At 73.5% G+C, this 24,137-nt stretch carries 22 protein-coding genes; 14 read left to right on the forward strand and 8 right to left on the reverse strand.

Annotated elements, in window-relative coordinates; all coding sequences use genetic code 11:
* The first annotated feature begins 18 nt into the window (after nucleotides 1-18).
* On the forward strand, nucleotides 19-480 hold the full coding sequence (locus FLM69_RS04820) for an aminotransferase class III-fold pyridoxal phosphate-dependent enzyme (RefSeq protein ID WP_255502722.1): 462 nt from the start codon (nucleotides 19-21) through the stop codon (nucleotides 478-480).
* A 62-nt stretch (nucleotides 481-542) separates the two neighbouring features.
* On the opposite strand, the gene FLM69_RS04825 is transcribed toward FLM69_RS04820, so the two are convergent.
* Genes FLM69_RS04825 through FLM69_RS04840 form a run of 4 tightly spaced genes read right to left on the reverse strand, consistent with a single transcriptional unit; the run spans nucleotide 543 to nucleotide 4,676 of the window.
* Complete coding sequence (locus FLM69_RS04825; RefSeq protein WP_095354133.1) at nucleotides 543-1,715, reverse strand: cysteine desulfurase family protein; 1,173 nt, start codon at nucleotides 1,713-1,715, stop codon at nucleotides 543-545.
* A complete protein-coding gene (gene nadC / locus FLM69_RS04830) occupies nucleotides 1,712-2,632 on the reverse strand; it encodes a carboxylating nicotinate-nucleotide diphosphorylase (protein WP_141843294.1) in 921 nt (306 codons plus the stop codon). The genes FLM69_RS04825 and nadC overlap by 4 nt, the downstream gene beginning before the upstream one ends.
* Nucleotides 2,629-3,957, reverse strand: coding sequence for a quinolinate synthase NadA (gene nadA / locus FLM69_RS04835; RefSeq protein ID WP_036316443.1), 1,329 nt, complete (start codon nucleotides 3,955-3,957; stop codon nucleotides 2,629-2,631). Before nadA ends, nadC begins: the two co-directional genes overlap by 4 nt.
* Nucleotides 3,954-4,676: an NUDIX hydrolase gene (locus FLM69_RS04840; protein ID WP_141843295.1), complete on the reverse strand. Its 723-nt coding sequence runs from the start codon at nucleotides 4,674-4,676 to the stop codon at nucleotides 3,954-3,956. The genes nadA and FLM69_RS04840 overlap by 4 nt, the downstream gene beginning before the upstream one ends.
* A gap of 128 nt (nucleotides 4,677-4,804) precedes the next feature.
* On the opposite strand from FLM69_RS04840, the gene FLM69_RS04845 reads away from it, so the two are divergent.
* Complete coding sequence (locus FLM69_RS04845; protein WP_141843297.1) at nucleotides 4,805-5,641, forward strand: alpha/beta fold hydrolase; 837 nt, start codon at nucleotides 4,805-4,807, stop codon at nucleotides 5,639-5,641.
* Nucleotides 5,642-5,767: 126 nt separating this feature from the next.
* On the opposite strand, the gene FLM69_RS04850 is transcribed toward FLM69_RS04845, so the two are convergent.
* Together FLM69_RS04850 and FLM69_RS04855 are read right to left on the reverse strand one after the other, a co-directional pair.
* Entirely contained in the window at nucleotides 5,768-6,715 is a 948-nt protein-coding gene (locus FLM69_RS04850; protein ID WP_041105414.1) for a DUF808 domain-containing protein, read from the reverse strand.
* A 145-nt stretch (nucleotides 6,716-6,860) separates the two neighbouring features.
* Nucleotides 6,861-7,379, reverse strand: a complete 519-nt coding sequence (locus FLM69_RS04855; protein WP_041105037.1) for a ferritin — start codon at nucleotides 7,377-7,379, stop codon at nucleotides 6,861-6,863.
* 129 nt (nucleotides 7,380-7,508) lie between these two features.
* On the opposite strand from FLM69_RS04855, the gene FLM69_RS04860 reads away from it, so the two are divergent.
* Nucleotides 7,509-8,048: a PACE efflux transporter gene (locus FLM69_RS04860; protein WP_041105039.1), complete on the forward strand. Its 540-nt coding sequence runs from the start codon at nucleotides 7,509-7,511 to the stop codon at nucleotides 8,046-8,048.
* A gap of 24 nt (nucleotides 8,049-8,072) precedes the next feature.
* Here FLM69_RS04860 and FLM69_RS04865 read toward each other — a convergent pair whose 3' ends face one another.
* On the reverse strand, nucleotides 8,073-8,975 hold the full coding sequence (locus FLM69_RS04865) for a patatin family protein (RefSeq protein ID WP_041105041.1): 903 nt from the start codon (nucleotides 8,973-8,975) through the stop codon (nucleotides 8,073-8,075).
* 81 nt (nucleotides 8,976-9,056) lie between these two features.
* Between FLM69_RS04865 and tpx the strand changes: the two genes are divergently transcribed.
* Nucleotides 9,057-9,557 (forward strand): thiol peroxidase, encoded by a 501-nt coding sequence (tpx, locus tag FLM69_RS04870; RefSeq protein ID WP_044659388.1) that lies wholly within the window; start codon nucleotides 9,057-9,059, stop codon nucleotides 9,555-9,557.
* 2 nt (nucleotides 9,558-9,559) lie between these two features.
* Nucleotides 9,560-10,741 (forward strand): S1C family serine protease, encoded by a 1,182-nt coding sequence (locus FLM69_RS04875; RefSeq protein WP_044659389.1) that lies wholly within the window; start codon nucleotides 9,560-9,562, stop codon nucleotides 10,739-10,741.
* Between the two features lie 15 nt (nucleotides 10,742-10,756).
* On the opposite strand, the gene zupT is transcribed toward FLM69_RS04875, so the two are convergent.
* Nucleotides 10,757-11,545, reverse strand: a complete 789-nt coding sequence (zupT, locus tag FLM69_RS04880) for a zinc transporter ZupT (protein ID WP_044659390.1) — start codon at nucleotides 11,543-11,545, stop codon at nucleotides 10,757-10,759.
* A gap of 65 nt (nucleotides 11,546-11,610) precedes the next feature.
* Between zupT and FLM69_RS04885 the strand changes: the two genes are divergently transcribed.
* From FLM69_RS04885 to dapC, 9 genes are all read left to right on the forward strand, one after another.
* On the forward strand, nucleotides 11,611-13,089 hold the full coding sequence (locus tag FLM69_RS04885) for an NAD(P)/FAD-dependent oxidoreductase (RefSeq protein ID WP_044659391.1): 1,479 nt from the start codon (nucleotides 11,611-11,613) through the stop codon (nucleotides 13,087-13,089).
* Nucleotides 13,090-13,340: 251 nt separating this feature from the next.
* Nucleotides 13,341-15,197, forward strand: coding sequence for an ABC transporter family substrate-binding protein (locus FLM69_RS04890; protein ID WP_044659392.1), 1,857 nt, complete (start codon nucleotides 13,341-13,343; stop codon nucleotides 15,195-15,197).
* Between the two features lie 162 nt (nucleotides 15,198-15,359).
* Nucleotides 15,360-16,880 (forward strand): ABC transporter permease, encoded by a 1,521-nt coding sequence (locus FLM69_RS04895; protein ID WP_036382661.1) that lies wholly within the window; start codon nucleotides 15,360-15,362, stop codon nucleotides 16,878-16,880.
* Between the two features lie 5 nt (nucleotides 16,881-16,885).
* Nucleotides 16,886-18,094, forward strand: a complete 1,209-nt coding sequence (locus FLM69_RS04900; RefSeq protein ID WP_235186493.1) for an ABC transporter permease — start codon at nucleotides 16,886-16,888, stop codon at nucleotides 18,092-18,094.
* 32 nt (nucleotides 18,095-18,126) lie between these two features.
* Complete coding sequence (locus FLM69_RS04905; RefSeq protein ID WP_255502720.1) at nucleotides 18,127-19,998, forward strand: ABC transporter ATP-binding protein; 1,872 nt, start codon at nucleotides 18,127-18,129, stop codon at nucleotides 19,996-19,998.
* A 149-nt stretch (nucleotides 19,999-20,147) separates the two neighbouring features.
* Complete coding sequence (gene typA / locus FLM69_RS04910) at nucleotides 20,148-22,058, forward strand: translational GTPase TypA (RefSeq protein WP_141843301.1); 1,911 nt, start codon at nucleotides 20,148-20,150, stop codon at nucleotides 22,056-22,058.
* Nucleotides 22,051-22,617, forward strand: a complete 567-nt coding sequence (locus tag FLM69_RS04915; RefSeq protein ID WP_141843303.1) for a hypothetical protein — start codon at nucleotides 22,051-22,053, stop codon at nucleotides 22,615-22,617. The genes typA and FLM69_RS04915 overlap by 8 nt, the downstream gene beginning before the upstream one ends.
* The gene (gene fdxA / locus FLM69_RS04920; protein WP_141843306.1) at nucleotides 22,614-22,940 is read left to right on the forward strand and encodes a ferredoxin; all 327 of its coding nucleotides are present in this window, start codon (nucleotides 22,614-22,616) and stop codon (nucleotides 22,938-22,940) included. The genes FLM69_RS04915 and fdxA overlap by 4 nt, the downstream gene beginning before the upstream one ends.
* A gap of 5 nt (nucleotides 22,941-22,945) precedes the next feature.
* On the forward strand, nucleotides 22,946-24,097 hold the full coding sequence (gene dapC, locus FLM69_RS04925) for a succinyldiaminopimelate transaminase (RefSeq protein WP_141843308.1): 1,152 nt from the start codon (nucleotides 22,946-22,948) through the stop codon (nucleotides 24,095-24,097).
* The last annotated feature ends 40 nt before the right edge of the window (nucleotides 24,098-24,137 follow it).

Raw genomic sequence — 24,137 nt, forward strand, 5'->3', positions numbered from 1 at the left:
GCCCGCCAGCTCTACGCCGTGCGCGGTGCCCGGGGCGTCCACCTCGACCTCGAGGGGCCGGGCGGGGAGCGTCACCGCGCCATCGACGCGATGGCGTCCTGGTGGTCCGTGGTGCACGGGCACGGGCCCCCCGCGCTCGTCGAGGCCCTGACCCGGCAGGCCGCGGCCTTCCCGCACGTCATGTTCGGCGGGCTCACGCCCGCGCCCGCCGTCGACCTCGCGGAACGGCTCGTCGCGCCCCCCCCCGCCGCGCCCGAGCGCGCGCTTCTCGCCCCCTCCCGCTCCGGCTCGGGGGGGGGGGCTCTCCAGCCCGCCCCCCCCGACCCTGCCCCCGCCACCAGAGGGGGCGGGGGCGAACACGGCGGCGGACGCCGCGGCGAGCACCGAACGGCGGGAGGCGGAGTGGGACAGGGGTGCGGTGGTCTGCTTCACGGGGCCAGGGTGGGGCACGCAGGCGAGGGACATGTGGCGTCGGGCTGACCCCCGGGTGAACTTCCGACGCCGGCCCCCGGCGGCAGCGGGGTCGACCGGCCCGGGGCCGCTCAGCGCAGGGCGGCGACCGTCCGGACGGCGTCGACGATCGCGTCCGCGGCGGCCTCGAGCAGCGGGGCGTCGGCGTCCGGGCCGAACGTGCAGCGCAGGGCCGTGCGGGCCTCGTCCTCGCTGAGGCCCAGCGCGAGCAGGGCCGGGGACGGCTCGGCGTCGTGGGCCGAGCACGCGGACCCCGCCGAGGCCAGCACGCCCCGGCGGGCCGCCTCCTCCAGCACCGACTCGCCGTTCACGCCGGGCAGCACGAACGAGGCGTGACGCGGCAGCCGCCGCGCGGGATGGCCGGTCAGCCGCGCGTCGGGAACGAGCTCCCGGACGCCGTCGAGCACGCGCGCCGCGAACCGGTCCCGCAGCCCGGACCACGCGTCCGCGGCCGCGGTGCGCTCCGCCTCGGCCTCCTCGAAGGCCGCCGCGAACCCGGCGGCACCGGCCACGTTCTGCGTCCCGGACCGCCGGCCCCGCTCCTGGCCGCCGCCGGGCACGAGTGGTTCCAGGGCGTGACCCGGGCGCACCCACAGCGCGCCGACCCCCTTGGGCCCGCCGACCTTGTGCCCGGACAGCGCCACGAGATCCGCCCCGAGGGCGCGCACGTCCACCGGGATCTGCCCCGCGGCCTGCACCGCGTCCACGTGCAGCGGCACGCCCGCCTCCCGGGCGACGGCGGCCAGCTCGGCCACCGGCTGCACCGTGCCCACCTCGTTGTGGGCCAGGTGCACGCTGACCAGCGCGGTGTCCGGGCGCAGGCGGGCGGCGAGGTCGTCCGCCGAGGTCAGGCCGTCACGGTCCAGCGCGAGGTGCTCGACCTCGACGCCGTGCAGCCGGGCCAGCTGGTCACAGGACTGCCGCACCGCGCTGTGCTCGATCCCCGTGGTCAGCACGTGGTTCGCCGGGCGGCCGGCGAGGATCCGGGCGCGCACCGTGCCGAGCACGGCGAGCGCGTCGGCCTCCGTGCCGCCCGAGGTGAACACGACCTGCCCGGCCCGGGCGCCGATCGCGCGGGCCACCCGCGCGCGGGCGTCCTCGAGCAGGGCCGCCGCCGCCCGGCCGGCCTCGTGCGCCGAGGAGGGGTTGCCGTAGACGCCGGTGAGGGCGGGCCACATCGCCTCCAGCGCGCTGCGCCGGACGGGCGAGGTGGCCGCGTGGTCCAGGTCGAGGGTGGTGCTCATCGGCGCGGCGAGCCCTCCTCGACCACGGCGTCCAGGCCCAGGTCCAGGGACTGGACGGTATGGGTCAGCGCTCCCACCGAGATCACGTCCACGCCCGTGGCCGCGATCGCCCCGATCGTCTCGAGGCTCACCCCGCCGGAGGCCTCGACGACGGCGCGGCCCGCCACGAGCTCGACGCCGGCCCGCAGCTCGGCCGGCGAGAAGTTGTCCAGCATGATCGTGTCGACCTCGGCGGCGAGCACCGCCGGGATCTGCTCGAGCCGGTCGACCTCCACCTCCACGTGGGTGGTGTGCGGCAGGCGGGCCATCCCGGCGCGCAGGGCCGCGGTGAGGGCCTCGCCCGGGTCGCCGGCACCGCCGAACCCCAGCGCGGCCAGGTGGTTGTCCTTGAGCATCACGGCATCCGAGAGGCTGAAGCGGTGGTTGTGCCCGCCTCCGTCCCGCACCGCCTGCCGTTCGAGCACGCGCAGACCCGGGGTGGTCTTGCGGGTGTCCACCACCCGCGCGTGCCCGCCGCCGGCGCGCACGGCGGCCACGTGGGCGGCCGTCGTCGTGGCGATCCCGGACAGGCGCTGGACGAGGTTCAGCGCCACGCGCTCGGCGCGCAGCACCGAGCGGGCGGGGCCCGCGACCTCGGCGACGACGGCGCCGGGGGACAGGTCGGCGCCGTCGGCCAGGTGCAGGGTGACGGACACGGCCGGGTCGACGAGCCGGAAGGCGGCCTCGAGGGCGTTCGTGCCGGAGAGCACCCCGGCCTCGCGGGCCACCACGCGCGCGGTGATCCGGGCCTGCTCCGGGACGAAGGCCTCCGAGGAGACATCACCCCAGGGCGCGTCCTCGGCGAGCGCTGCGGCCACGATCCGCTCCACGTCCGGCTGCGGGGCCGGCGTCGCCGGGGCGCGGTCGGCCGGGGTCACGTCCCGGCCCCGGCGGACTGCGCGGCCGACTGCTTCGGCGCGACGGCCAGCATCCGCTCGAGCGCGGTGCGGGCCGGGTCGGCGACGGACGCGGGCACGGTGATCCGGTTGACCACGCGGCCGGCCACGAGCTCCTCGAGCACCCACGCGAGGTAGCCGGGGTGGATGCGGTACATGGTGGAGCACGGGCAGATCACGGGGTCGAGGCAGAAGATCGTGTGCTCGGGGTGCTGGGCGGCCAGGCGCTGCACGAGGTTGATCTCGGTGCCGATCGCGAAGGTCGAGCCGGCCGGCGCCGCCTGGATCGCCTTGACGATGAAGTCGGTGGACCCGGAGGAGTCCGCGGCCTCCACCACGGGCAGGGGGCACTCGGGGTGCACGATCACCTGGACGTCCGGGTGCTCGGCGCGGGCCTGCTCGATCTGCGCCACGGTGAAGCGGCGGTGCACCGAGCAGAAGCCGTGCCACAGCAGGACCTTCGCGTCCCGCAGGGCGTCCTCGGAGTTCCCGCCCAGCGGCAGGCGGGGGTTCCACGTCGGCATCTGCTCGAGTGGGATCCCCCTGGCGCGGCCCGTGTTCCGGCCCAGGTGCTGGTCCGGGAAGAACAGGACGCGTTGGGCACGCTCGAACGCCCAGTCCAGCACGGCCGAGGCGTTGGAGGACGTGCACACGATGCCGCCGCGCTCGCCGACGAAGCCCTTGAGGGCCGCGGAGGAGTTCATGTAGGTCACGGGCAGCAGGGGCACGCGCCCGTCGTCGTCCGGCTCGGTGCCGTAGACCGCCTCGAGCTGCTCCCACGCGTCCTCGACCGAGTCCAGGTCGGCCATGTCCGCCATGGAGCAGCCGGCGGCGAGGTTGGGCAGGATGACGGCCTGGTCCGGGGTGGAGAGAAGGTCCGCGGTCTCCGCCATGAAGTGCACGCCGCAGAACACGATCGCCTCCGCCTCGGGCCGGCCCTGGGACGCCCGCGCGAGCTGGAAGGAGTCGCCCACGAAGTCGGCGTGCTGGACGACCTCGTCGCGCTGGTAGAAGTGGCCCAGCACGACGACGCGTTCGCCGAGCGTCTGCCGCGCCGCGCTGATCCGGGCGTGGAGCTCCTCGTCCGAGGCCCGCTGGTACTCCTCGGGGATGCGGCCCTGCACGGGGGCGTCGGCCGGGACGGCGTCGTCCTGCGATGCGCCGGGGCCGTAGGCGGGCAGGCCGGCGTCGAACGCCCAGGGGCCGCGGGTCAGGTCGGGGGAGCACGAGGAGCCGCGCGCGGCGTCCTTGTCGATCAGGGTCAGGGTGCGGGCCACCGAGGCGGTGGTCCCGGTCGGGGTGGTCATGGGTGACTCCTGGGTCGGGGCTGGTGGTCAACGGCGGGCCGGTAGCGGTAGAGCTTGGGCGGGCGGTGCGGGGTGCCGCCGCGGACCTCGCCGGTCTCCTCGAGGGTCCCGGCGGCGAGGGTGGCGCGGCGGAAGTTGGCGGCGTCGAGGCCGCGGCCGAGGACGGCCTCGTGCACGACGCGCAGCTCGGCGAGGGTGAAGGAGGGCCCCAGCAGCGCGTGCCCGACGCCGGCTCGCGGCAGGTCCGCGCGCAGGCGCGCCACGGCCGCCGCCAGGATCTGCGCGTGGTCGAACGCCAGCGCGGGCGGCGCGTCGGCCCGGTGCCAGCGCACATGGACCCCGATGGGCAGCCCGGCCACGTCCGGGTCCGGGCTGGACGCCGGGGCGGCGCCGTCGTCGTCCAGGGCGGGGCTGAGCGCCCAGTGGGCCACCGTGAGGACGCGTCCGGTGGGGGAACGGTCCACGGCGCCGAACGCCGCCAGCTGCTCGAGGCGACGGACGGGACCGGGCACGCACTCGGCGGCCACGCGTGCGGCGACGTCGGCCAGCTCCTCGTCCGCGCCGAGCCACGCGCCCGGCAGCGCCCACCGGTCCAGGAACGGCTCGCGCATCCGCGGGACGAGGGCGACACAGAGGCGGGGCACGCCGTGCGGGTCCGGGCGCACGCCGAAGACGGCCGTGGACACGGCCACGCTGACGCGGGCCTCAGCGACCGGCATGGGACCTCCCGGGGCGGACTGGCGGGGCTGTTCTGGTCAGTATGACACTGTTCGCGCCCATCTCAGAGGGTCGAGATGACTGTAAGGCGGGGGAGGCGCCGGCGCGGTCCCGCGCTAGCCTGAGTCGGGTGAACACGACCGCCGCCGCCTCCGACCCGTCCGACGCCCCCCTGGCCTCCACCCGCATCGGGGAGGGCCCGCGCCGCGTCGCGTTCCTGCACGGCCTCATGGGCCGGGGCCGGAACTTCACCGGCCCGGCCAAGGAGCTGGGCGACGACTTCACGGTGGAGCTGATCGATCTGCCGGACCACGGCGCCTCGCCCTGGACGGACCGGGTGGACTACCGCGAGATCGCGGACCGGGTGGCCGCCCACCTGCGCGCCGGCCTCGCCGCCGACGGGCCGGTCCACCTGCTGGGCCACTCGATGGGCGGCAAGGTCGCGATGGTGCTCGCCCTGCGGCACCCGGAGCTCGTGGACCGGCTGATCGTGGAGGACATCTCCCCGCGGCTCTCACCGCAGGCCACGGACGAGTTCGTGCACCTGCTGGGCACCATGCTGCGCATGGACCTGGACGCGTACGACTCGCGGGCCGAGGCCGACGCGGCCATGGCCGAGCACGTCCACGACGCGCGGGTGCGCGGCTTCCTGCTGCAGAACCTGCGGCGCACGGCCGGCCACTTCGCGTGGCAGCCCAACGTGGCCATGCTCTTCGAGCACCTGCGGGAGATCGGCTCGTTCCCGGACCCGGTGGTCCCCGAGGACCCGGCGCGCGTGTTCGACCATCCGGTCCTGTGGCTGGCCGGCGCCGAGTCGGACTACGTCCAGGACGAGGACGTGCCGCGGATGAAGGAGCTGTTCCCGCGCGTCGTGCGCGTGACCGTCCGTGACGCCGGCCACTGGCTGCACGCCGACCAGCCCGAGGCCTTCGTCTCCGCGGTGCGCACCTTCCTCACCGCCGACTGACGGGGCCCGTCGGGAGACGGAGACAGCGCCGAGGCCCGCAGACGCGCCGCTACGTTCCGTGCGTAGCGGCGCGTCTGCGGGCCTCGGCGTCGGGCGCGGGTGGGAGTAGACCCGTCAGCCGCCGCATCAGTGGGCGGGCGCGGCCTTCTTCCCGCGCAGGCGTCCGACGAGCAGGACCACCCCGAGCGCGACCGAGCCCCAGAGCAGGCCCCACACAGCCGACGTCGCAGTCTCCGTGAGCCAGCCGAGGAACGCGCCGGCGGCGTGTGTGACGGGCTCGACGATCCCGTGCTGCACGGCGTAGGGCCACGGCACGCCCAGTGCGTCCAGCTCCACGAGGGCGATGTGGCCGCCCACCCAGAGCATCGCCACGGTGCCGATGACGGTCACCACGCGCAGCACGTGCGGCATGGCCTTGACCAGCCCGGCGCCGAACGAGCGGCCGCCGGAGGTCGAGGCGTTCTGGTGCAGGTGCAGGCCGACGTCGTCCATCTTCACGATCAGCCCCACGGCCCCATACACGCCCACGGTGATGAGGACGGCCACCACCGCCAGGACCGCCGCCTGCATCCAGAAGCCCAGGTCGGCCACCTCGTTCATGGAGATGACCATGATCTCCAGGGACAGGATGAAGTCCGTGGTGATGGCCCCGCGCACCACGGTGTCCTCGGCCTCCGGACCCCGCTCGACGGCGGGCTCCTCGTCGTCGGCATGCCCGTGGCCGGTGAGCTTGCCCCACACCTTGTGCGCGCCCTCATAGGACAGGTAGGTGCCGCCGGCCAGCAGCAGCCACGGCAGGATCCAGGGGGCGAGCCAGTCGAGCAGCAGCAGGGCGGGCAGGATGAACACGAGCTTGTTGCGCAGGGAGCCCTTGGTGATCCGCCAGATCATCGGCAGCTCGCGGGCCGCGGCTGCGCCGGCCATGTACTGCGGGGTCACCGCGGCGTCGTCGACCACCACACCCGCCGCCTTGGCCGCGGCGCGTCCCGCCCCTGCGGCCACGTCGTCCACGCTCGCGGCGGCGAGGCGGGCGAGGGCGGCGACGTCGTCGAGCAGGGCTACGAGTCCGACCATGGTTCCTCCTGGGGTGGGGCCGACGGGCGCGCCGGTGCGCGGGCAGGGCGCAGGTCGAGCATAGCGGCGGGGACGGACACGCACCGGCCCGGTCCCGTGGGGGACCGGGCCGGTGCGTGCGCGGCCGACGAGGCCGCCGGTGGGCTCAGGCGTCGTTCTCGGTGGTCTCCACGGGACGGGAGCCCAGGCGGCCGTCGATGCGGAGCAGGCCCGAGCCGTCATCGCCGACGAGCTCGAGCTGGCCCACGATCTCGGAGACGGTGGCCTCCTCCTCGATCTGCTCGTCCAGGAACCAGTTCAGCAGCGGGCGCGAGTTGAGGTCGCCCGCGGACTCGGTGGCCCGGTACAGCTCGCGGATCGCCTCGGAGACCTTCTGCTCGTGCGCGAGCGCGGCCCGGAAGATCTCCAGGGCCGACAGGCCGGCCTGCACGGGCGGGGCCGGGATGGCGCCGATCGTCGGGAAGCTGTCCCGGTCGGCGACGTGGTCGATGAACTTGTTCGCGTGGACGATCTCCTCGTCCGCCTGGTGCCGCAGCCACGCGGCCATCCCGGACAGGTCCAGGTCGTCGGCGGCGATCGCGAGCTGGCGGTAGACCATGGACGCCTCGAACTCGAGGGTGATCTGTTCGTTGAACTTCTGCAGCAGGTCATCGGTGAGCTTCATGCCTCGAACTCTAGGCAGGCGGCCGGGGCGCGGTGAAGGCGCGCCCGCCCCTCATCGAGGAGCGACGACGGCGGGCGGCCGGTTCCGCCGGATTCGGCGCCCCGCGGTGCCAGCCCTAGGCTGGGCGCCGTGTCCGAGACCCGCCGCGCCCGCCCGGGCGTCGACCCCGTGTCGACGCCGCCCTCCGACGTGCCGCGGGGCCCGGGGGGCCGGGACGCGCTCGTGCGCCGCCGCGTGTTCCGGACGCCCCTGCTGCGCCGCGTGGTCTACGCGGTGGTCTTCGAGCTGCTCGCCATCCTCTTCACCACCGTGATCCTGGCGGCGCTCGGCAACGGCGGCGGGCCCTCGCTCGCCGTGGCGGTCGTGTCCTCGACCGTGGCCCTGCTGTGGAACATCGTGTTCAACTCGGTGTTCGAGACCCTCGAACGCCGCCTCGGGATCACGGGCCGGCCCTGGTGGGTGCGCGTGGCCCACGCCGTCGGCTTCGAGGGCGGGCTGATCGTGTTCCTCGTGCCCGCGGTGGCGCTGATCCTCGGCATCGGGCTGGGGGAGGCGTTCCTCATCGAGGCCGGCCTGCTCGTGTTCTTCCTCGTCTACGCCGCGGTGTACGCCTATGCGTTCGACTCGGTGTTCGGCCTGCCGGACTCGGCCGCCCGCGCCGAGGCCTGACCCGCCGCTCGGAGCAGGCGCGGCTCAGCGGGACGCCGGCAGCCCCAGGAACGCGCGGATCGCGGGCATCTCGCGGCGCACCTGGTCCAGGCCGAGCTCGTGGGCGGCGGCCAGCTTGGCCACGGACCGCTCGCCGTTGGCGATGGGCATGGTCTCGGGCACGAACAGATAGGCCCGTCCCTGCCGCTCCATCTCGAACAGGCGCTCGCGGGTGGCGTTGTACCGGCGCCAGCGCGTGAGCAGCGCGTCCGCGACGGCGGGGTAGCGCCGGAAGGTGCGCTGATAGAACGAGGGGAACCGCTCGGGCCGCTTCACGTACCCGCGCTCCCGGGTCAGGACCACGAGGACCTTCTCGAACCCCGCGTCCTCCGCCGCGGTCAGCGGGATCCCGCCGTCCACGCCGAGGGCGCCGTCCACGAACACGGTGCCCTCGGCGTGCACGGGGGGCATGAGGACCGGCATCGTGGACGACGCGCGGACGCGGACCATCAGGTCGGTCAGGGTGGTCATGTCGGAGCGGTCCCACCAGCGGGTCTCGCCGCTCGCGGCGTCGAACCCGCCCAGCACGAGCCGGGCGGGGTTCGCGCGGAACGTGGCGAAGTCGTAGGGCAGGTCCGCCTCGGGCAGGCCGGCGTGCTCGTAGATGTACTCGGCGTTGAACAGGCCCTTGCCGCGCACGAAGCTCAGCCAGTTGCCGAACCGAGGATCGTCGGCGAAGTCCACGAACGAGCGCCGCGCACGGGCCGGGTCGCGGGACAGGTAGTTCACGGCGTTGGACGAGCCCGCCGAGATGCCGGCCACGAAGTCCACGTGGATCCGCTCGCGCAGCAGTTCCGCCACCACGGCCGAGGTGAGCGCGGCGCGCATGCCCCCGCCCTCGAACAGCAGGGCCGTGTCGGTGACGTTGGACGTCATGGGCTCGGTCATGGTCGGTCCCTCCGTGTTCGCCGTCCGCCGAGCCGGGCGGGGAGTGCTCCCGTCCGGCCGCGCCCATCCTAGGCTGTCCCCATGGCGACGACCCACATGAAGAGCACCCCCGTCCACACCGTCGGTGAGCTGCCCCAGGTGGGTTCCCCCGCCCCCGACTTCACCCTCACCGGGGCGGACCTGTCCCCGGTGACCCTGCGGGAGCTGCGCGGCCGCCGCGTGATCCTGAACATCTTCCCGTCCCTGGACACCGGCGTGTGCGCCGCCTCCGTCCGCGAGTTCGACTCCCGCGTCGCGGACCTCGGGGACACCACCGTCGTGGCCGTGTCCGCGGACCTGCCGTTCGCCGCCGCGCGCTTCTGCTCGGTCGAGGGCATCGACCACGTCCGCAGCGGCTCTGTGTTCCGCTCGTCGTTCGGCGGCGACTACGGCGTGCGCATGACCGACGGTCCGCTCGAGGGCCTGCTGGCCCGCGCCGTCGTCGTGGTCGATGCCGACGGCGTGGTCCGTCATGCCCAGCTCGTCCCCGAGATCTCCGAGGAGCCGGACTACGAGGCCGCCCTGGCGGCCGCCCGGGGCTGAGCGTGACGCCGCCGGGCTGGCCGCCGCGCGCACGACGCTCGCCCCTGGCGTTCGTCATCGCGCTGTTCGGCGTGCTCGGGGCGCTGGTCCTGGCGGGGGGCCTCACCGCGCTCCTCGCCGGCCGGATGGTCGACGTCGCCGCGGACTCCGCCCCGACCGTGCCCGCCGCCGAGGCCCCGGCACGGGAGGCGGGCGAGCTCGCGGCGGGCCTGACCCACGTCCACGACGGCGTGACGGTGGACTGGTCCGCATCGGCCCACGACGGCTCGTCCCTGGACCCGGGCCAGCCGGTCGCGGACGCCCCGGGCATCCTCCTCGTGGAGACCGCCCTCGGCGCCCGCACCGGCACGGGGACCGGCATGGTGCTCTCCCCGGACGGGCTGGCGGTGACCAACTACCACGTGGTCGAGGACTCCTCGGAGGTGCACGTGGTGGTCGCGGACACCGGCGCGCGGCACACGGCCACGGTGCTCGGGCGCGATGCCGAGCACGACATCGCGGTGCTCGACGTCGAGGGCGTCTCAGACCTGCCGGTGGCCAGCGTCTCGCTGGACCCGGTGCGGCGCGGGGACCAGGTGGCCGCCGTCGGCAACGGCGGAGGCCAGGGTTATCTGACGGCCGTGCGCGGCACCGTGCTCGGCACGGACCGCTCGATCATGGCCGCGGCCGAGGGCACCGATCAGTACGCGCGCCTGTCCGGCCTGATCCAGACGGACGCGGACGTCGTGCCCGGCTACTCCGGCGGCCCGGTGGTGGACGACGCCGGCCAGGTGGTCGGCGTGACCGTGGCAGCCAGCGACGGGACCACCGCAGACGAGGTGGACGGCTTCGCGATCCCGCTGGAGGTGGCCTTCGACGTGGCGGACCAGGTCCTCTCGGGCGAGGAGACGGACACCGTGAGCATCGGTGCGGACGGCGCCCTGGGCATCATGGTCGGCGCGGATCCCGACGTCGGCGTCGTGGTCATGCAGGTGGACGCGGGCTCCGCCGCCGAGCAGATCGGCCTGGTCGAGGGCGATGTCATCCTCGAGATCGAGGGGCGGACCGTCGGCGACGACGCCTCCCGGATGTCCCGCCTGGTCAACGACCACAACGTGGGGGACCGGATCACCGTCCAGTGGCGCACCGCCGACGGCGAGGTGCGCGAGGCCGAGGCGGTCCTGCAGCCGGCCCTCGTGAACTGACCGGCCCCCCGGCGCTCAGGAGAGCAGGTCCAGTGAGAGGGCCATCGCGGCCACGCCCAGCAGCACGCCGCCCAGCGCCGCGGCGCGGCCCCCGGCCGCCCGGGCGGCGGGCAGCAGCGCGTCGAGGCTCACGGTCACCATCACGCCCGCCACGGCCGCGAAGACGGCGGCCAGGAGCGCGGGTGTGAGGAACGGGGCCAGCAGCAGCCAGCCGATCAGCGCGCCCAGCGGCTCCGCGATCCCCGTGAACGCGGCCCACGCGAAGGCCTTGCGCCGCGATCCGGTGGCCTGCCGCACGGGCACGGCCACGGCCACGCCCTCGGGAACGTTGTGCACGGCCATCGCGACGGCCAGCGCGAGGCCCACCGACGGATCCTGCAGGGTGCCGGCGAAGGTGACGAAGCCCTCCGGCAGATTGTGCAGGCCGATCGCCAGGGCCGTCACCGTGCCCAGGCGCAGCATCCGCCGCCGGTCCAGGCCGGCCGGGTCGTCGACGTCGCCCGGCATCTCCGAGACGGGGTCGGGGACGGCGCGCTCGAGCAGCACGTAGGAGCCTGCGCCGAGGATCAGGGCGGCCACCGCGACGGCGGTCGCCGCGGGGCCGACCGCCCCGCCCAGCCCCTCGACGGCGGCCGGCAGCATCTCCAGGAAGGAGACCGCGAGCATGACGCCCGCGGCGAGGCCGAGGGCGGCCCCCAGCCCGCGGCCCGAGGGCGCGCGTCCGACGATCGCCAGGACGCCGCCCAGCACCGTGGCCAGCCCGGCGAACGTCGTGAGAGCGAGCGCGGTCCAGAACGGGTCCACGGGGGAGGGCCTCCTGACGGGCGGCGGGCGGGGTGCGACCATCCTAGGGACTACAGGAGGAGACCATGACCGAAACCGCCACCGGCCCCGGATTCGCCCTGCCCCGGGGCGTCGAGCCGGGCCGCGCCGTCGTCGTGGGCGCCGGACCCAACGGCCTGACCGCCGCCGCCCTGCTGGCCCGCGAGGGCTGGGAGGTGGACGTGTTCGAGCGGGCCCCGGTGCCCGGCGGCGCGTGCGCGTCCGCGCCGGTGCTGGGGGAGGGGACCGTGGTGGACCTCGGGGCGGCGGGCCATCCGTTCGGCGTCGCCAGCCCCGTGTTCCGGGAGCTGGGGCTGACGGACCACGGGCTCGCCTGGCTGCACCCGGCCGTGCCGATGGGACATCCGCTGCCGGACGGGCCGGCCGCCCTCCTGCACCGGGACCTCGAGGCCACCGCCGTGGGTCTCGGCGTCGACGCGCGGGCCTGGCGGGCCGTGCACGGGGCCCTGGTCGACCACGTCGACGAGATCCTGGCGGGCGCGCTCGGCCCGGTGTTGCGACCCCCGCCCCATCCGGTGGCGATGGCCCGCTTCGGCCTGCGCGCCCCGTGGCCGGCCGATCTGCTGGGCCGGGCGATGTTCCGCACGGCGGCCGCTTGCGCCCTGTTCACGGGCTCGGCGGCCCACGCGATCCTGCCCTCGAGCCGGCCCCTGACGGCGGCGTTCGGTGCGCTCTTCGGCGCGCTCGGGATGAGCTCGGGCTGGCCGGTGGCGCGCGGCGGGTCGGGGGCGATCGTCGAGTCGCTCGTGGCGGTGCTGCGGGCGCACGGCGGGCGGCTGCACCTGGGCCACGAGGTCACGGACCTGCGCGCGCTGCCCGCCGCGGACGCCGTCGTGCTGGACCTGACCCCGCGCCAGGTGCTGCGCGTCGCCGGCACGGGCCTGCCGCCGCGCTACGCCGCGGCCCTGCGCCGGTGGCGCCCCGGGCCGTCCGTGTCCAAGGTCGACTTCCTGCTCGACGGGCCGATCCCGTGGCGCGACGCCCGGCTCGCGGGCGCGGGGACGGTGCATCTGGGCGGGACCGCCGCCGAGATCCGGCGGGCCGAGGACGACGTCGCGGCCGGCCGGATGCCGGCGCGGCCCTTCGTCATGCTCTGTCAGCAGCAGGCGGCGGACCCCACACGGGCCACCGGGCCCGCCCGGGGGCACACGGTCGTCTGGTCCTACGCCCATGTGCCCCACGGCCACCCCGGCGACGTCCGTCCGCTGATCGAGGCGGAGGTGGAGCGGCACGCACCCGGCTTCCGGGACCGGATCCAGGCCGCGGTCGCGATGCGCCCGGCCGACCTGGAGGTGTGGAACCCGAACCTCGTGGGCGGCGACATCGCGGGGGGATCGCTCGCGGGAGCGCGCGCGCTCCTGCGCCCCACTGCGTCGCCCCGGCCGCACCGGGCGGGCCGGGCCGGGCTGTATCTGGCCTCCGCCTCCACCCCGCCGGGCGCCGGCGTCCATGGCATGGGCGGGGCGTGGGCCGTGCGGACTCTGTTGGCGGACCGTCGTCGCTGACCGCGCCGCCGCCCGGGCGGAGCGGCGCCGTGCCGGGGTCTGCCGGGGTGTCGGCGACCGCTGTGCGCCACGGCTGAGACTGATCCGGATCCGGACTTTCGCGAATCGGAATGTGCCCGCTACAGTGTGGTTCATCTCACGGAACGTCCCGTCTCGGCGGAACGGCCCGGGGGTCGTCTCGCACCATCGGATCCCCACAGGGATGCGGGCGCGCGACGTCCTTGCACCTCTCATGAACGGAAGCACCTTCCATGAAGTACACGAAGCTCTCCGCTGCCGCGGCCCTGGCCGCCGGCTCGGCCCTCATCCTCTCCGCGTGCGCCCCGGGCGGCGGCAACGCAGGCGAATCCAGCAACGGCTCCGGCGCCAGCCAGGGCGGCGACTCGGGCGCCGGCAACGTCATCGAAGGGGACAAGGGCCAGAAGCTCACCGCCGAGGCCTCCGGGCCGGAGATGGCCGACCTGGGCGACGTCAAGACCCAGGACGGCTCCATCGCCTACTCGGTGGGCGCCGACGACTTCCTGTCCTACAACGGCCTGCAGTCGAACACGTACACCACGTACAACTCGGCCGTCGCGGACCGCATGTTCTCGTCCTTCTGGTACTTCGGCACCGACGGCTCGATCATCCCGAACGAGGACTTCGGCACGTACGAGAAGACCTCGGACGACCCGCTGACCGTGAAGTACACCATCAGCGACGACGCCAAGTGGTCCGACGGCACCCCCGTCACCGCCGGCGACTTCATCGTGCACTGGGCCGCGAACAACGACACGGTCAAGGCCGAGGGTTCCGAGACCCCGCTGTTCGACTCGATCTCCTTCGAGCAGGGCAAGTACATCCCGGAGGCGCCCGAGGGCGAGGCCGACGGCAAGGAGTTCACCGTCACCTACCCGGAGCCCTACGCGGACTGGGAGATCCTCATCAGCACCGCGCTGCCGGCGCACATCGTCGCCAAGGAGGCGGGCATGAGCTTCGAGGAGCTCGTCACCGCTGCGAAGGAGAAGGACGTCGAGGCGCTCACCCCGGCGGCCGAGTTCTGGAACGACGGCTGGGACTTCAGCCCCGGCGAGCTGCCGGACGCCTCGCTGGTGCCCTCCATGGGCCCCTACAAGTTCAAGGACGGCGGCTGGCAGGCCGGCCAGTCCATCACTCTCGAGGCCAACCCTGAGTACTGGGGCACCCCGCCGGCCACCAAGGAGCTCGTCCTCCGCTTCGCCGACCCGAAGACCCACGTGCAGGCCCTGCAGAACGGCGACCTCGACGTCATCGAGCCGCAGGCCACCGTGGACACCCTCCAGCAGCTCGAGGGCCTCGGCGAGGACGTCAACGTCCAGACCGGTGACCAGCTGACCTGGGAGCACGTGGACTACAACCGCGGCGAGGGCTCCGTCTTCGCGGACTCCCCGGAGCTGCGCGAGGCCTTCGCCCTCTGCCTGCCCCGCCAGCAGATCGTGGACAACCTGATCAAGCCGATCTATGCGGACGCCCAGGTCATGAACCTGCGCGAGGTCTTCCCCTTCCAGGACAAGTACCAGGAGGTCGTGGACGAGGCCTACCCGAAGGAGATGGACGAGCCGAACATCGAGAAGGCGAAGGAGCTCGTCGAGAAGTCGGGCGTCTCCACGCCCACGGTCCGCCTCGGCTACCAGGCGGGCAACCAGCGTCGCACCGAGACCGTCGCGCTCATCAAGAGCTCCTGCGACCAGGCCGGCTTCGACGTGCAGGACGCCAACTCGCCGGTGTTCTTCAAGGAGGTCATGCCGGCCGGTGACTACGACGCCGCCCTCTACGCCTGGGCCGGCTCGGGCCAGAAGGCCTCCGGCGCGAACATCTACCAGTCGGACGGCGCTCAGAACCAGCAGAGCTACAACAACCCCGAGGTGGACGCGGCCTGGGACAAGCTCGCCACCTCGCTGGACGAGAACGAGCAGCTCGAGCAGGTCAAGACCATCGAGAAGCTGCTCTGGGAGGACTTCCAGGCCATCCCGCTGTACGCTCACCCGGGTCTGGTCGGCCACAAGGCCGACGTCGCCAACGTGCGCGACACCGCCGCCCAGTCGGGTGCGCTGTGGAACGTGGAGCAGTGGGTCCGCGTCCAGGAGTGACGCCCCGCTGACCTCTGACCCGGCGGTCCGCCTCCCGCGGACCGCCGGCGTCGGGATCGAGGACAGAGCCCGGCCGGGCACCGGCCGGACTCTGGCCGTGAACCGCGGCGAACCCGCACCCCTCCCTTTCCCTTGCACTCGCGCGGAAGGTCACCCCCTGTTGTGCTGAAATTCATCCTCAAGCGCCTCGGCAGCTCCCTCCTGGTGCTGTTCGGCGCGTCGATCCTGCTCTTCTTCCTCGTGGCCCACTCGGGTGACCCCCTCCAGGACCTGCGAGAGTCACAGAACCCCAACCGCGAGACCCTCATCGCCGCCCGCACCGAATTCATGGGGCTGGACCAGCCCTGGTACGCCCGGTACTGGGACTGGCTCCAGGGCATCGGCGGCTGCGTCACCGGTCAGTGCGACCTCGGCCTCAGCCGGAACGGTCAGTCCGTCGGTGACCTGCTGAGCAACGCCGCGGCCTCCACGCTGCGCCTCGTCGTGCTCGCGACCGTCCTGGCGATCATCATCGGCATCGCGATCGGCATCGTCACCGCGATCCGCCAGTACTCCGGCCTCGACTACGTGGTCACGTTCCTGATCTTCCTCTTCTTCTCGCTGCCCGTGTTCTGGGCGGCCGTGCTCCTGAAGGAGTACATGGGGATCCGGTTCAACGACTGGATCCGCAGCCCCGAGCTGAACTGGCCCCTCCTCATCGGGGTCGCCGTCCTCGCGGGCCTGGTCCTGCAGGCCGTCATGGCGGGCGACCTCAGGCGGCGCGCCTTCACGTTCGGTGCCACCGCCGCGTTCATCCTGCTCGCCGGCTGGGTGCTGTTCGCCGTCGACTTCTGGCGGCATCCGCAGATGGGCCCGGTCGTGCAGCTGGTCATCGGCCTGGCCGCTGCCGTCGGCGCCACCGCGGTGATCTCCGGTCTGCGCAACCGATCGGTCCTCAAGGCTGCCCTGGTCACGGCCGCGATCGGCCTCGTCGCCTACTACGCCACCTACGGCCTGCTGTGGCGGACGCCGTCCGCGCTGCTGCTGGCCGGCCTCGGCGTCATCCTCGTGCTGGTGGCCATCCTGGTGGGCCGCCTGCTCGGCGGCTTCTCCAAGGGCTCGGCCGTGTCCGCCTCGCTGGTGACCGCCCTGATCATGGGCGTGGCGATCGTGGCGGAGCACCTGATGAACTACTGGCCGACCTTCCTGAAGGTCAAGCCGCGCCCGATCTCCACGATCGGCTCGGGCACCCCGAACCTGGACGCCCACTTCTGGGTGGTGTTCCTGGACCGCGGTGCGCAGCTGCTGCTGCCCACCATCCTGCTGACCATCATCTCGGTGGCCACGTACTCGCGGTACACGCGCTCCTCCATGCTCGAGGTCTCGCGCCAGGACTACATCCGCACCGCGCGCGCCAAGGGCCTGCCGGAGCGCCAGGTGATCCTCAAGCACGCGTTCCGCAACTCCCTGATCCCCGTCACCACGATCATGGCCTTCGACTTCGCCGGCCTGATCGGCGGCGCCGTGATCACGGAGCAGGTGTTCGGCTGGAAGGGGATGGGCGAGCTGTTCGCCACCGGCCTGCGCGACGTGGACCCCATGCCCGTGATGGCGTTCTTCCTCGTGACGGGCACCGCCGCCGTGCTGATGAACCTCGTGGCGGACGTGCTCTACGCCGTCCTCGACCCCCGGATTCGAGTGTGAGCCAGATGACCACCAACAACTCCTCGACGACGGGCGCGCAGCTCGACGAGAAGCAGATCTTCGACCTCGCGGAGGCGGAGGACGCCAAGCTCCGCGTCAAGGCCGGGAAGTCCTACTCCCAGGGCGCCCTGGTCCGCAAGCGGTTCTTCCGCCACAAGGCGGCGATGATCTCCCTGATCGTGCTGGTCTTCATCACGCTGATGGCGTTCTCCTCCATCGGCTTCGCCGGCATCCCCGGCTGGTGGGACAAGTCCTACACGGCCGCGGCCTCCGTGGTGAACGGCGGTCGCCCGACGCTCTCGGTCGTGCCGCAGGCGTTCGGGGGCGAGGGCCTCCGCTGGGGCGAGCACCCCTTCGGCCAGGACACCACGGGCAAGGACTACTTCGCCCTTGTGATGCGCGGGACCCAGCAGTCCATGATCATCGCGGCCATCGTGGGCCTGCTCTCCACCGTGATCGGCGCGATCGTCGGCGCCGCGTCCGGCTACTTCGGCGGCTGGGTCGACTCCGTGCTGATGCGCCTGACCGACCTGATCATCGTCATCCCGCTGCTCGTGCTCGCCGCGGTGCTCGGCCAGATGGCCAGCGGCGCGAACATGGGCATCCTCCCGCTCGCGGTGGTGCTCGGCCTCGTGTCCTGGACGTCCCTGGCCCGCCTCGTGCGCGGCGAGGTCCTGTCCCTGCGTGAGAAGGAGTTCGTGGCGGCCGCCGTCGCCATGGGCGCCAAGCCGGGCCGCCTGATCTTCAAGCACCTGCTGCCCAACACGATCGGCGTGATCGTCGTGAACGCGACGTTCGCGATCGCGGGTGCGGTGCTGCTGGAGACCTCGCTGTCCTTCCTCGGCTTCGGCGTGAAGGCGCCGGACTCGTCCCTGGGCCTGCTCATCTCCGACTACCAGAACGCGTTCACCACCCGTCCGTGGCTGTTCTGGTGGCCCGGCATGATCATCCTCGCGATCGCCCTGTCCGTGAACTTCCTCGGTGACGGCCTGCGCGACGCCTTCGATCCGCGTCAGGGCGCGGCGGCGGGCCGCAAGCGCGGCCTGTTCGGCCGCCGTGCCGCCAAGACCGACGCCGGCGCCACCACCGCCGGCGGCCTGGGCACCGCGCCCACCGCCCGTGACGGTGAGGCGGACGACCTCATCGCCGACCCCGACGCCCCCGAGCACCGCCGCGGCGGAGCCGGCGGCCCGGCAGGAGGTGTGGGCCAGTGACCGCGCACGGCAACGACAAGGAAGGCCGACCGATGTCCGGCATGAAGAACCAGCACGACGCCGCCGGCACTGAGCCGACGGCGGTCGGGACCGGCGCCGGCGAGCACGGCTCGCACTCCGCCGACCTCGACGCGCGCGGCGCGGCCGTGCCCGGCTCCTCGGGCACGGGCGGGCCGACCCCCGGCCCGGCGACCAGCTCCATGGGGGTCGTGGCCCGCCACGACGACCTGGACGGCAAGCCCGTGCTCGCGTTCCGCGACGTGGACGTGAAGTTCGGGACCGAGTTCGGCGAGGTCCACGCCGTGAAGGGCGTGACGTTCGACGTCAAGCCCGGCGAGGTCGTCGCCCTGGTGGGCGAGTCGGGCTCCGGCAAGTCCGTCACCAGCGCCACCGCCATGGGCCTGCTGCCGAGCAACGCGGACATCACCGGCTCGGTGCAGCTCGCGGGCCGCGAGGTGCTCGACATGACCCCCGGCCAGCTGCGCGGGATCCGCGGCGACGAGGTCGCCATGGTGTTCCAGGAGCCGATGACGGCGCTGAACCCGGTGCTCACGGTGGGCGACCAGCTCACCGAGGCGCTGGAGCTGCATGGCATCGCCTACGGCACCGAGGCGGACAAGCGCGCGGTCGAGCTGCTCACCATGGTGGGCATCCCGGACGCGGCGGAGCGCCTGAAGCAGTACCCGCACCAGTTCTCCGGCGGCCAGCGCCAGCGCATCGTGATCGCGATGGCCATCAGCTGCTCCCCGAAGGTGATCATCGCGGACGAGCCCACCACGGCGCTCGACGTGACGGTCCAGGCGGAGATCCTGGAGCTGCTGCGCTCGCTGAAGAACAAGATGAACACCGGCATCCTGCTCATCACGCACAACATGGGCGTGGTGGCGGACATGGCGGACCGCGTGTGCGTGATGCTCCACGGCGAGCTCGTGGAGCAGGGCACGGTGCACCAGGTGCTCCAGCACGCCCAGCACCCCTACACGCAGAAGCTGCTCTCCTCGGTGCCGCGCCTCGGCGCGACGTACGAGGTCGCCGAGCCGGAGCCGGTCACGGCCACCCAGACGACGGCCAAGTACGCGATCGAGGCGGAGGACCTGCACCTCGAGTACGACCACCGCGGCAAGAAGAACCGCGTGGTCCACGACGTGAGCTTCCAGGTGGCCCCGGGCGAGATCCTGGGCCTCGTGGGCGAGTCCGGCTCGGGCACGTCCACCATCGCCAAGTCGGTGCTGGGCCTGCTCACCATCGCGGAGGGCTCGCTGCGGATCCAGGGCCACGACCTGGCTGCCATGCCGAAGTCGGAGCAGCGGAAGCTGCGCAAGAACATCGGCGTGGTGTTCCAGGACCCGGCGGCCTCGCTGGACCCCCGGTTCCCGATCGGCGACGTCATCACCGAGCCGATGGTGGTCCACAAGGTGGGGGACCGGCGCTCGCGCCTGGCCCGCGCCGAGGAGCTGCTGGACGCGGTGCGCCTGCCCCGCTCCGTGGTGAACCGCTACCCGCACGAGCTCTCGGGCGGCCAGCGCCAGCGCGTCTCGATCGCCCGCGCCCTGACCCTGGACCCCCAGGTGCTCATCGCGGACGAGCCGACCTCGGCGCTGGACGTGTCCGTCCAGGCCGCGGTGCTGGACATGTTCGCCGAGCTGCAGCAGCGCTACGAGTTCGCCTGCCTGTTCGTGTCCCACGACCTCGCGGTGGTGGACATGCTGGCCCACAAGGTGCTCGTCCTCAAGGACGGCCGCCAGGTGGAGCAGGGACCCACCAAGGAGGTGCTCCACAATCCGCGTGAGGAGTACACCCGCCGGCTCCTGGCCGCGGCCCCCGTGCCGGACCCGGACCAGCAGGCGGAGCGGCGCCAGGAGCGCCGCGACTTCCTCGCCTCCCTCGGCGAGGGCGTCTACTGATCCCCTGAGGGTGCGCGGCGGGCCGGTCCCGCCGCGCACCCGGGCCGACCGGCCCGCCATCCGACGGCGGCCCCTGCGCGTACAATCGCACGGGGGCCGCCGTCGTCGTGCGTCCCCGCCCCACGCCTCACGAACCGGACAGGACGCCCATGACCTCGACCGACACCCGCCGCTCCGACCTGCGCAACGTGGCCATCGTGGCCCACGTGGACCACGGCAAGACCACCCTCGTGGATGCCATGCTCCGTCAGGGAGGCGCCTTCGCGGCCCACGGGGAGGTGGCCGAGCGCGTCATGGACTCTGGGGACCTGGAGCGCGAGAAGGGCATCACGATCCTGGCCAAGAACACCACCGTGTTCTACTCCGGGCCCTCCGCCCCCGAGGGCCAGACCGTGACCTTCAACGTGATCGACACCCCCGGCCACGCCGACTTCGGCGGCGAGGTGGAGCGCGGCCTGTCCATGGTGGACGGCGTCGTGCTGCTCGTGGACTCCTCCGAGGGCCCGCTGCCGCAGACCCGCTTCGTGCTGCGCAAGGCGCTGGCCGCCAAGCTGCCCGTGATCCTCGTGGTCAACAAGACGGACCGCCCGGACGCCCGCATCGACGGCGTCGTCTCCGACTCCATGGACCTGCTCCTGGGCCTGGCCTCGGACCTCGCCGACGAGGTGGAGGACCTGGACCTGGACTCCGTGCTGAACCTGCCCGTGGTGTTCGCCTCCGGCAAGGCCGGCCGCGCCTCGCTGAACCAGCCCGAGGACGGCTCCCTGCCGGACTCCGAGGACCTGGAGCCGCTGTTCGCCACCATGATGGAGCACATCCCGGCCCCCGCCTACACGGAGGGCGAGGTCCTCCAGGCGCACGTCACCAACCTGGACGCCTCCCCGTTCCTGGGCCGCCTGGCCCTGCTGCGCATCTTCAACGGCACCCTGAAGAAGGGCCAGCAGGTCGCCTGGGCCCGCCAGGACGGCACGCTGAAGACCGTGAAGATCACCGAGCTGCTCGGCACCAAGGGCCTGAGCCGCGAGCCGATCGAGGAAGCCGGCCCGGGCGAGATCGTGGCCGTGGCCGGCATCGAGGACATCATGATCGGCGAGACCCTCACGGACGTCGAGAACCCCAAGCCGCTGCCGCTGATCACAGTGGACGACCCCGCCATCTCCATGACCGTGGGCATCAACACCTCCCCGCTGGCCGGCCGCGTCAAGGGCGCCAAGGTCACGGCCCGCCAGGTGAAGGACCGCCTGGACGCCGAGCTGATCGGCAACGTCTCCCTCAAGGTGCTCCCCACTGAGCGCCCGGACGCCTGGGAGGTCCAGGGCCGCGGCGAGCTCGCGCTGGCCATCCTCGTGGAGCAGATGCGCCGCGAGGGCTTCGAGCTGACCGTGGGCAAGCCGCAGGTGGTCACCAAGACCGTGGACGGCAAGGTCCACGAGCCCATGGAGCTGATGACCATCGACACGCCCGAGGAGTTCATGGGCGCCGTCACCCAGCTCATGGCCGCCCGCAAGGGCCGCATGCAGGAGATGTCCAACCACGGCACCGGCTGGATCCGCATGGAGTTCTCCGTGCCCGCCCGCGGCCTGATCGGCTTCCGCACCCAGTTCCTCACGGACACGCGCGGCGCCGGCATCGCCTCCTCCATCGCCAACGGCTACGAGCCCTGGGCCGGCACCATCGAGTACCGCAACAACGGCTCGCTCGTGGCGGACCGCGCCGGCACGGCCACCCCGTTCGCCATGATCAACCTGCAGGAGCGCGGCTCCTTCTTCATCCAGCCCGGCTCCGAGGTGTACGAGGGCATGATCGTCGGCGAAAACTCCCGCGCGGACGACATGGACGTGAACATCACCAAGGAGAAGAAGCTCACCAACATGCGTGCGGCCTCCTCGGACTCGTTCGAGGGCCTGACGCCCCCGCGCCAGCTCACCCTCGAGGAGTCCCTCGAGTTCGCCCGCGAGGACGAGTGCGTGGAGATCACTCCCGAGGACATCCGCATCCGCAAGGTCGTCCTGGACGCCAACGAGCGCCTGAAGGCCGCGCGCGCCCGCGCCCGTGCCTGACCGTCCCCGCCGCCGCGCCCGGCCCGCCGACGTGGTGGGCGGGGCGCTGCTCGGCGTCGTCGCCGGCGCGCTCGGCACGGCGGTCCACCTGACGCTCTCGCCACTGCCGGGCGGCTGGACCCTGCCCTGGGGTGCGGTGCTGGCGCTCGTGCTGGCCGGCTCGGTCCAGCGGTGGTGGATGCGCCGGACCGCCGAGCGCGGCGGCGCGCCCCTGCCGGCCGGGGCGGCCGTCGTCGCCGGGGCGTTCACCGCGGTCCTGGCCCTGCACCGCCTGCCGGTCCACGACGCCCTGGGGGTGTCCTGGACGGCCGGCCTGTGGGCGGCGGCGCCGGGCGCCGTCGTCGCCTCCGTGGCCTGGAACGTCGGTCAGCCGGTGCTCGGCCTGGTCCTGTTGGCTGCGGGCCGGCGGCTGGACCGCCGACCCGCGGAGGCCGCCGACGGCGCCACGCGCCCCCGCCGGGCTAGTGTGACGGCCCGCGAAACGCGTCCGGGGGAGCGAGTACCCTGGACCGCAGCCCCGCAACCCCGTGCCCAGAGAGAGGTGGACGGTCAGCCATGACCTACGTGATCGCGTTGCCGTGTGTGGACGTCAAGGACAAGGCGTGCATCGACGAATGCCCCGTGGACTGCATCTACGAGGGGGAGCGCTCCCTGTACATCCACCCGGACGAGTGCGTGGACTGCGGCGCCTGCGAGCCCGTCTGCCCCGTGGAGGCCATCTACTACGAGGACGACACCCCGGAGGAGTGGGCCGACTACTACAAGGCCAACGTCGAGTTCTTCGACGACCTGGGCTCCCCGGGCGGCGCCGCCAAGCTGGGCATGATCGCGAAGGACCACCCGATCATCGCCGCCCTGCCCCCGCAGAACGCCGACGCCTGATCGGCATGCTGACGCTGCCGGACTACCCGTGGGACACGCTCACCCCCTACCGTGAGCGCGCCGCCGCCCACCCGGACGGCGTGGCGGACCTGTCCATCGGCACGCCCGTGGACCCGACGCCGGAGCTGATCCGCCGGGCCCTCACCGAGGCCGCCGACGCGCACGGCTACCCGACGACGCACGGCACCGCCGACCTGCGCCGCGCGGTCGTGGACTGGTACGCCCGCCGCCGCGGCGTGGCCGGGCTGGACCCGGAGGCCGTGGTGCCCACGGTGGGCTCCAAGGAGTTCATCGCGTGGCTGCCCACGCTCATGGGCCTGGGCGCCGGGGACGTCGTCGTGCACCCCGAGGCCGCCTACCCCACCTACGCGATGGGCGCGCTGATCGCCGGCGCCGAGGCCGTGGCCGCGGACGACCTCGCCTCGCTGGCCCCCGAGGTGCGCGAGCGGGTACGCCTGGTGTGGACCAACTCCCCGGCGAACCCCACGGGCGCCGTGCTGGACGCCGCCGCGCTCAAGCGCGTCGTGGACGACGCCCGCGCCCTCGGCGCCGTGGTCTGCGGCGACGAGTGCTACGCCGAGCTCGGCTGGGACGAGTGGGACGGCGAGCTCGTCCCCTGCATCCTGTCCGAGGAGGTCTCCGGCGGGGACCTGACGGGCCTGCTCAGCGTCTACTCGCTGTCCAAGCAGTCCAACCTCGCCGGGTACCGCGCCGCCTTCGCCGCGGGCGACCCGGGGCTGGTGGCCACCCTGGTGAACACGCGCAAGCACGCCGGCATGATCGTGCCCGCCCCCGTGCAGCACGCCATGGCCGTGGCACTGGCGGACGAGGGCCACGTGGCGCAGCAGAAGGACCGCTACCGTCGCCGCCGCGACGCCCTGCGCGCCGCCCTCGAGGCCTCCGGCCACGCCGTGGACCACTCCGAGGCGGGCCTGTACCTGTGGACCCGCCGGGCGGACACCGACCCGGCCGCGGCCACGGAGCAGGACTCGTGGGACCTGCTGGGCGAGCTCGCCGACCTCGGCATCGTGGCCGGACCCGGCGTGTTCTACGGCGACGCCGGCGACGGCTACGTCCGCGTCGCGATCACCGCCACGGACGAGGCCGTGGAGCAGGCCGCCCGCCGGCTCGCCGCGCGGGGTCCGCTGCGCCGCTGAGCGCGGCCGGCACACCGCTCCCACACGCCCGCGGCCGCCG

It is taken from the genome of Micrococcus sp. R8502A1 (genome assembly GCF_006704135.1).
Lineage (GTDB): Bacteria > Actinomycetota > Actinomycetes > Actinomycetales > Micrococcaceae > Micrococcus > Micrococcus luteus.

Bases quoted from the DNA above. Each gene is read 5' to 3' on its own strand.
- FLM69_RS04890 (WP_044659392.1), top strand. From the start codon at position 13,341: ATGAAGTACACGAAGCTCTCCGCTGCCGCGGCCCTGGCCGCCGGCTCG.
- FLM69_RS04900 (WP_235186493.1), top strand. From the start codon at position 16,886: ATGACCACCAACAACTCCTCGACGACGGGCGCGCAGCTCGACGAGAAG.
- typA (WP_141843301.1), top strand. From the start codon at position 20,148: ATGACCTCGACCGACACCCGCCGCTCCGACCTGCGCAACGTGGCCATC.
- tpx (WP_044659388.1), top strand. From the start codon at position 9,057: ATGGCGACGACCCACATGAAGAGCACCCCCGTCCACACCGTCGGTGAG.
- FLM69_RS04865 (WP_041105041.1), bottom strand. From the start codon at position 8,975: ATGACCGAGCCCATGACGTCCAACGTCACCGACACGGCCCTGCTGTTC.
- FLM69_RS04840 (WP_141843295.1), bottom strand. From the start codon at position 4,676: ATGCCGGTCGCTGAGGCCCGCGTCAGCGTGGCCGTGTCCACGGCCGTC.
- FLM69_RS04885 (WP_044659391.1), top strand. From the start codon at position 11,611: ATGACCGAAACCGCCACCGGCCCCGGATTCGCCCTGCCCCGGGGCGTC.
- dapC (WP_141843308.1), top strand. From the start codon at position 22,946: ATGCTGACGCTGCCGGACTACCCGTGGGACACGCTCACCCCCTACCGT.
- fdxA (WP_141843306.1), top strand. From the start codon at position 22,614: ATGACCTACGTGATCGCGTTGCCGTGTGTGGACGTCAAGGACAAGGCG.
- FLM69_RS04850 (WP_041105414.1), bottom strand. From the start codon at position 6,715: ATGGTCGGACTCGTAGCCCTGCTCGACGACGTCGCCGCCCTCGCCCGC.
- FLM69_RS04855 (WP_041105037.1), bottom strand. From the start codon at position 7,379: ATGAAGCTCACCGATGACCTGCTGCAGAAGTTCAACGAACAGATCACC.
- FLM69_RS04825 (WP_095354133.1), bottom strand. From the start codon at position 1,715: ATGAGCACCACCCTCGACCTGGACCACGCGGCCACCTCGCCCGTCCGG.
- nadA (WP_036316443.1), bottom strand. From the start codon at position 3,957: ATGACCACCCCGACCGGGACCACCGCCTCGGTGGCCCGCACCCTGACC.
- FLM69_RS04905 (WP_255502720.1), top strand. From the start codon at position 18,127: ATGTCCGGCATGAAGAACCAGCACGACGCCGCCGGCACTGAGCCGACG.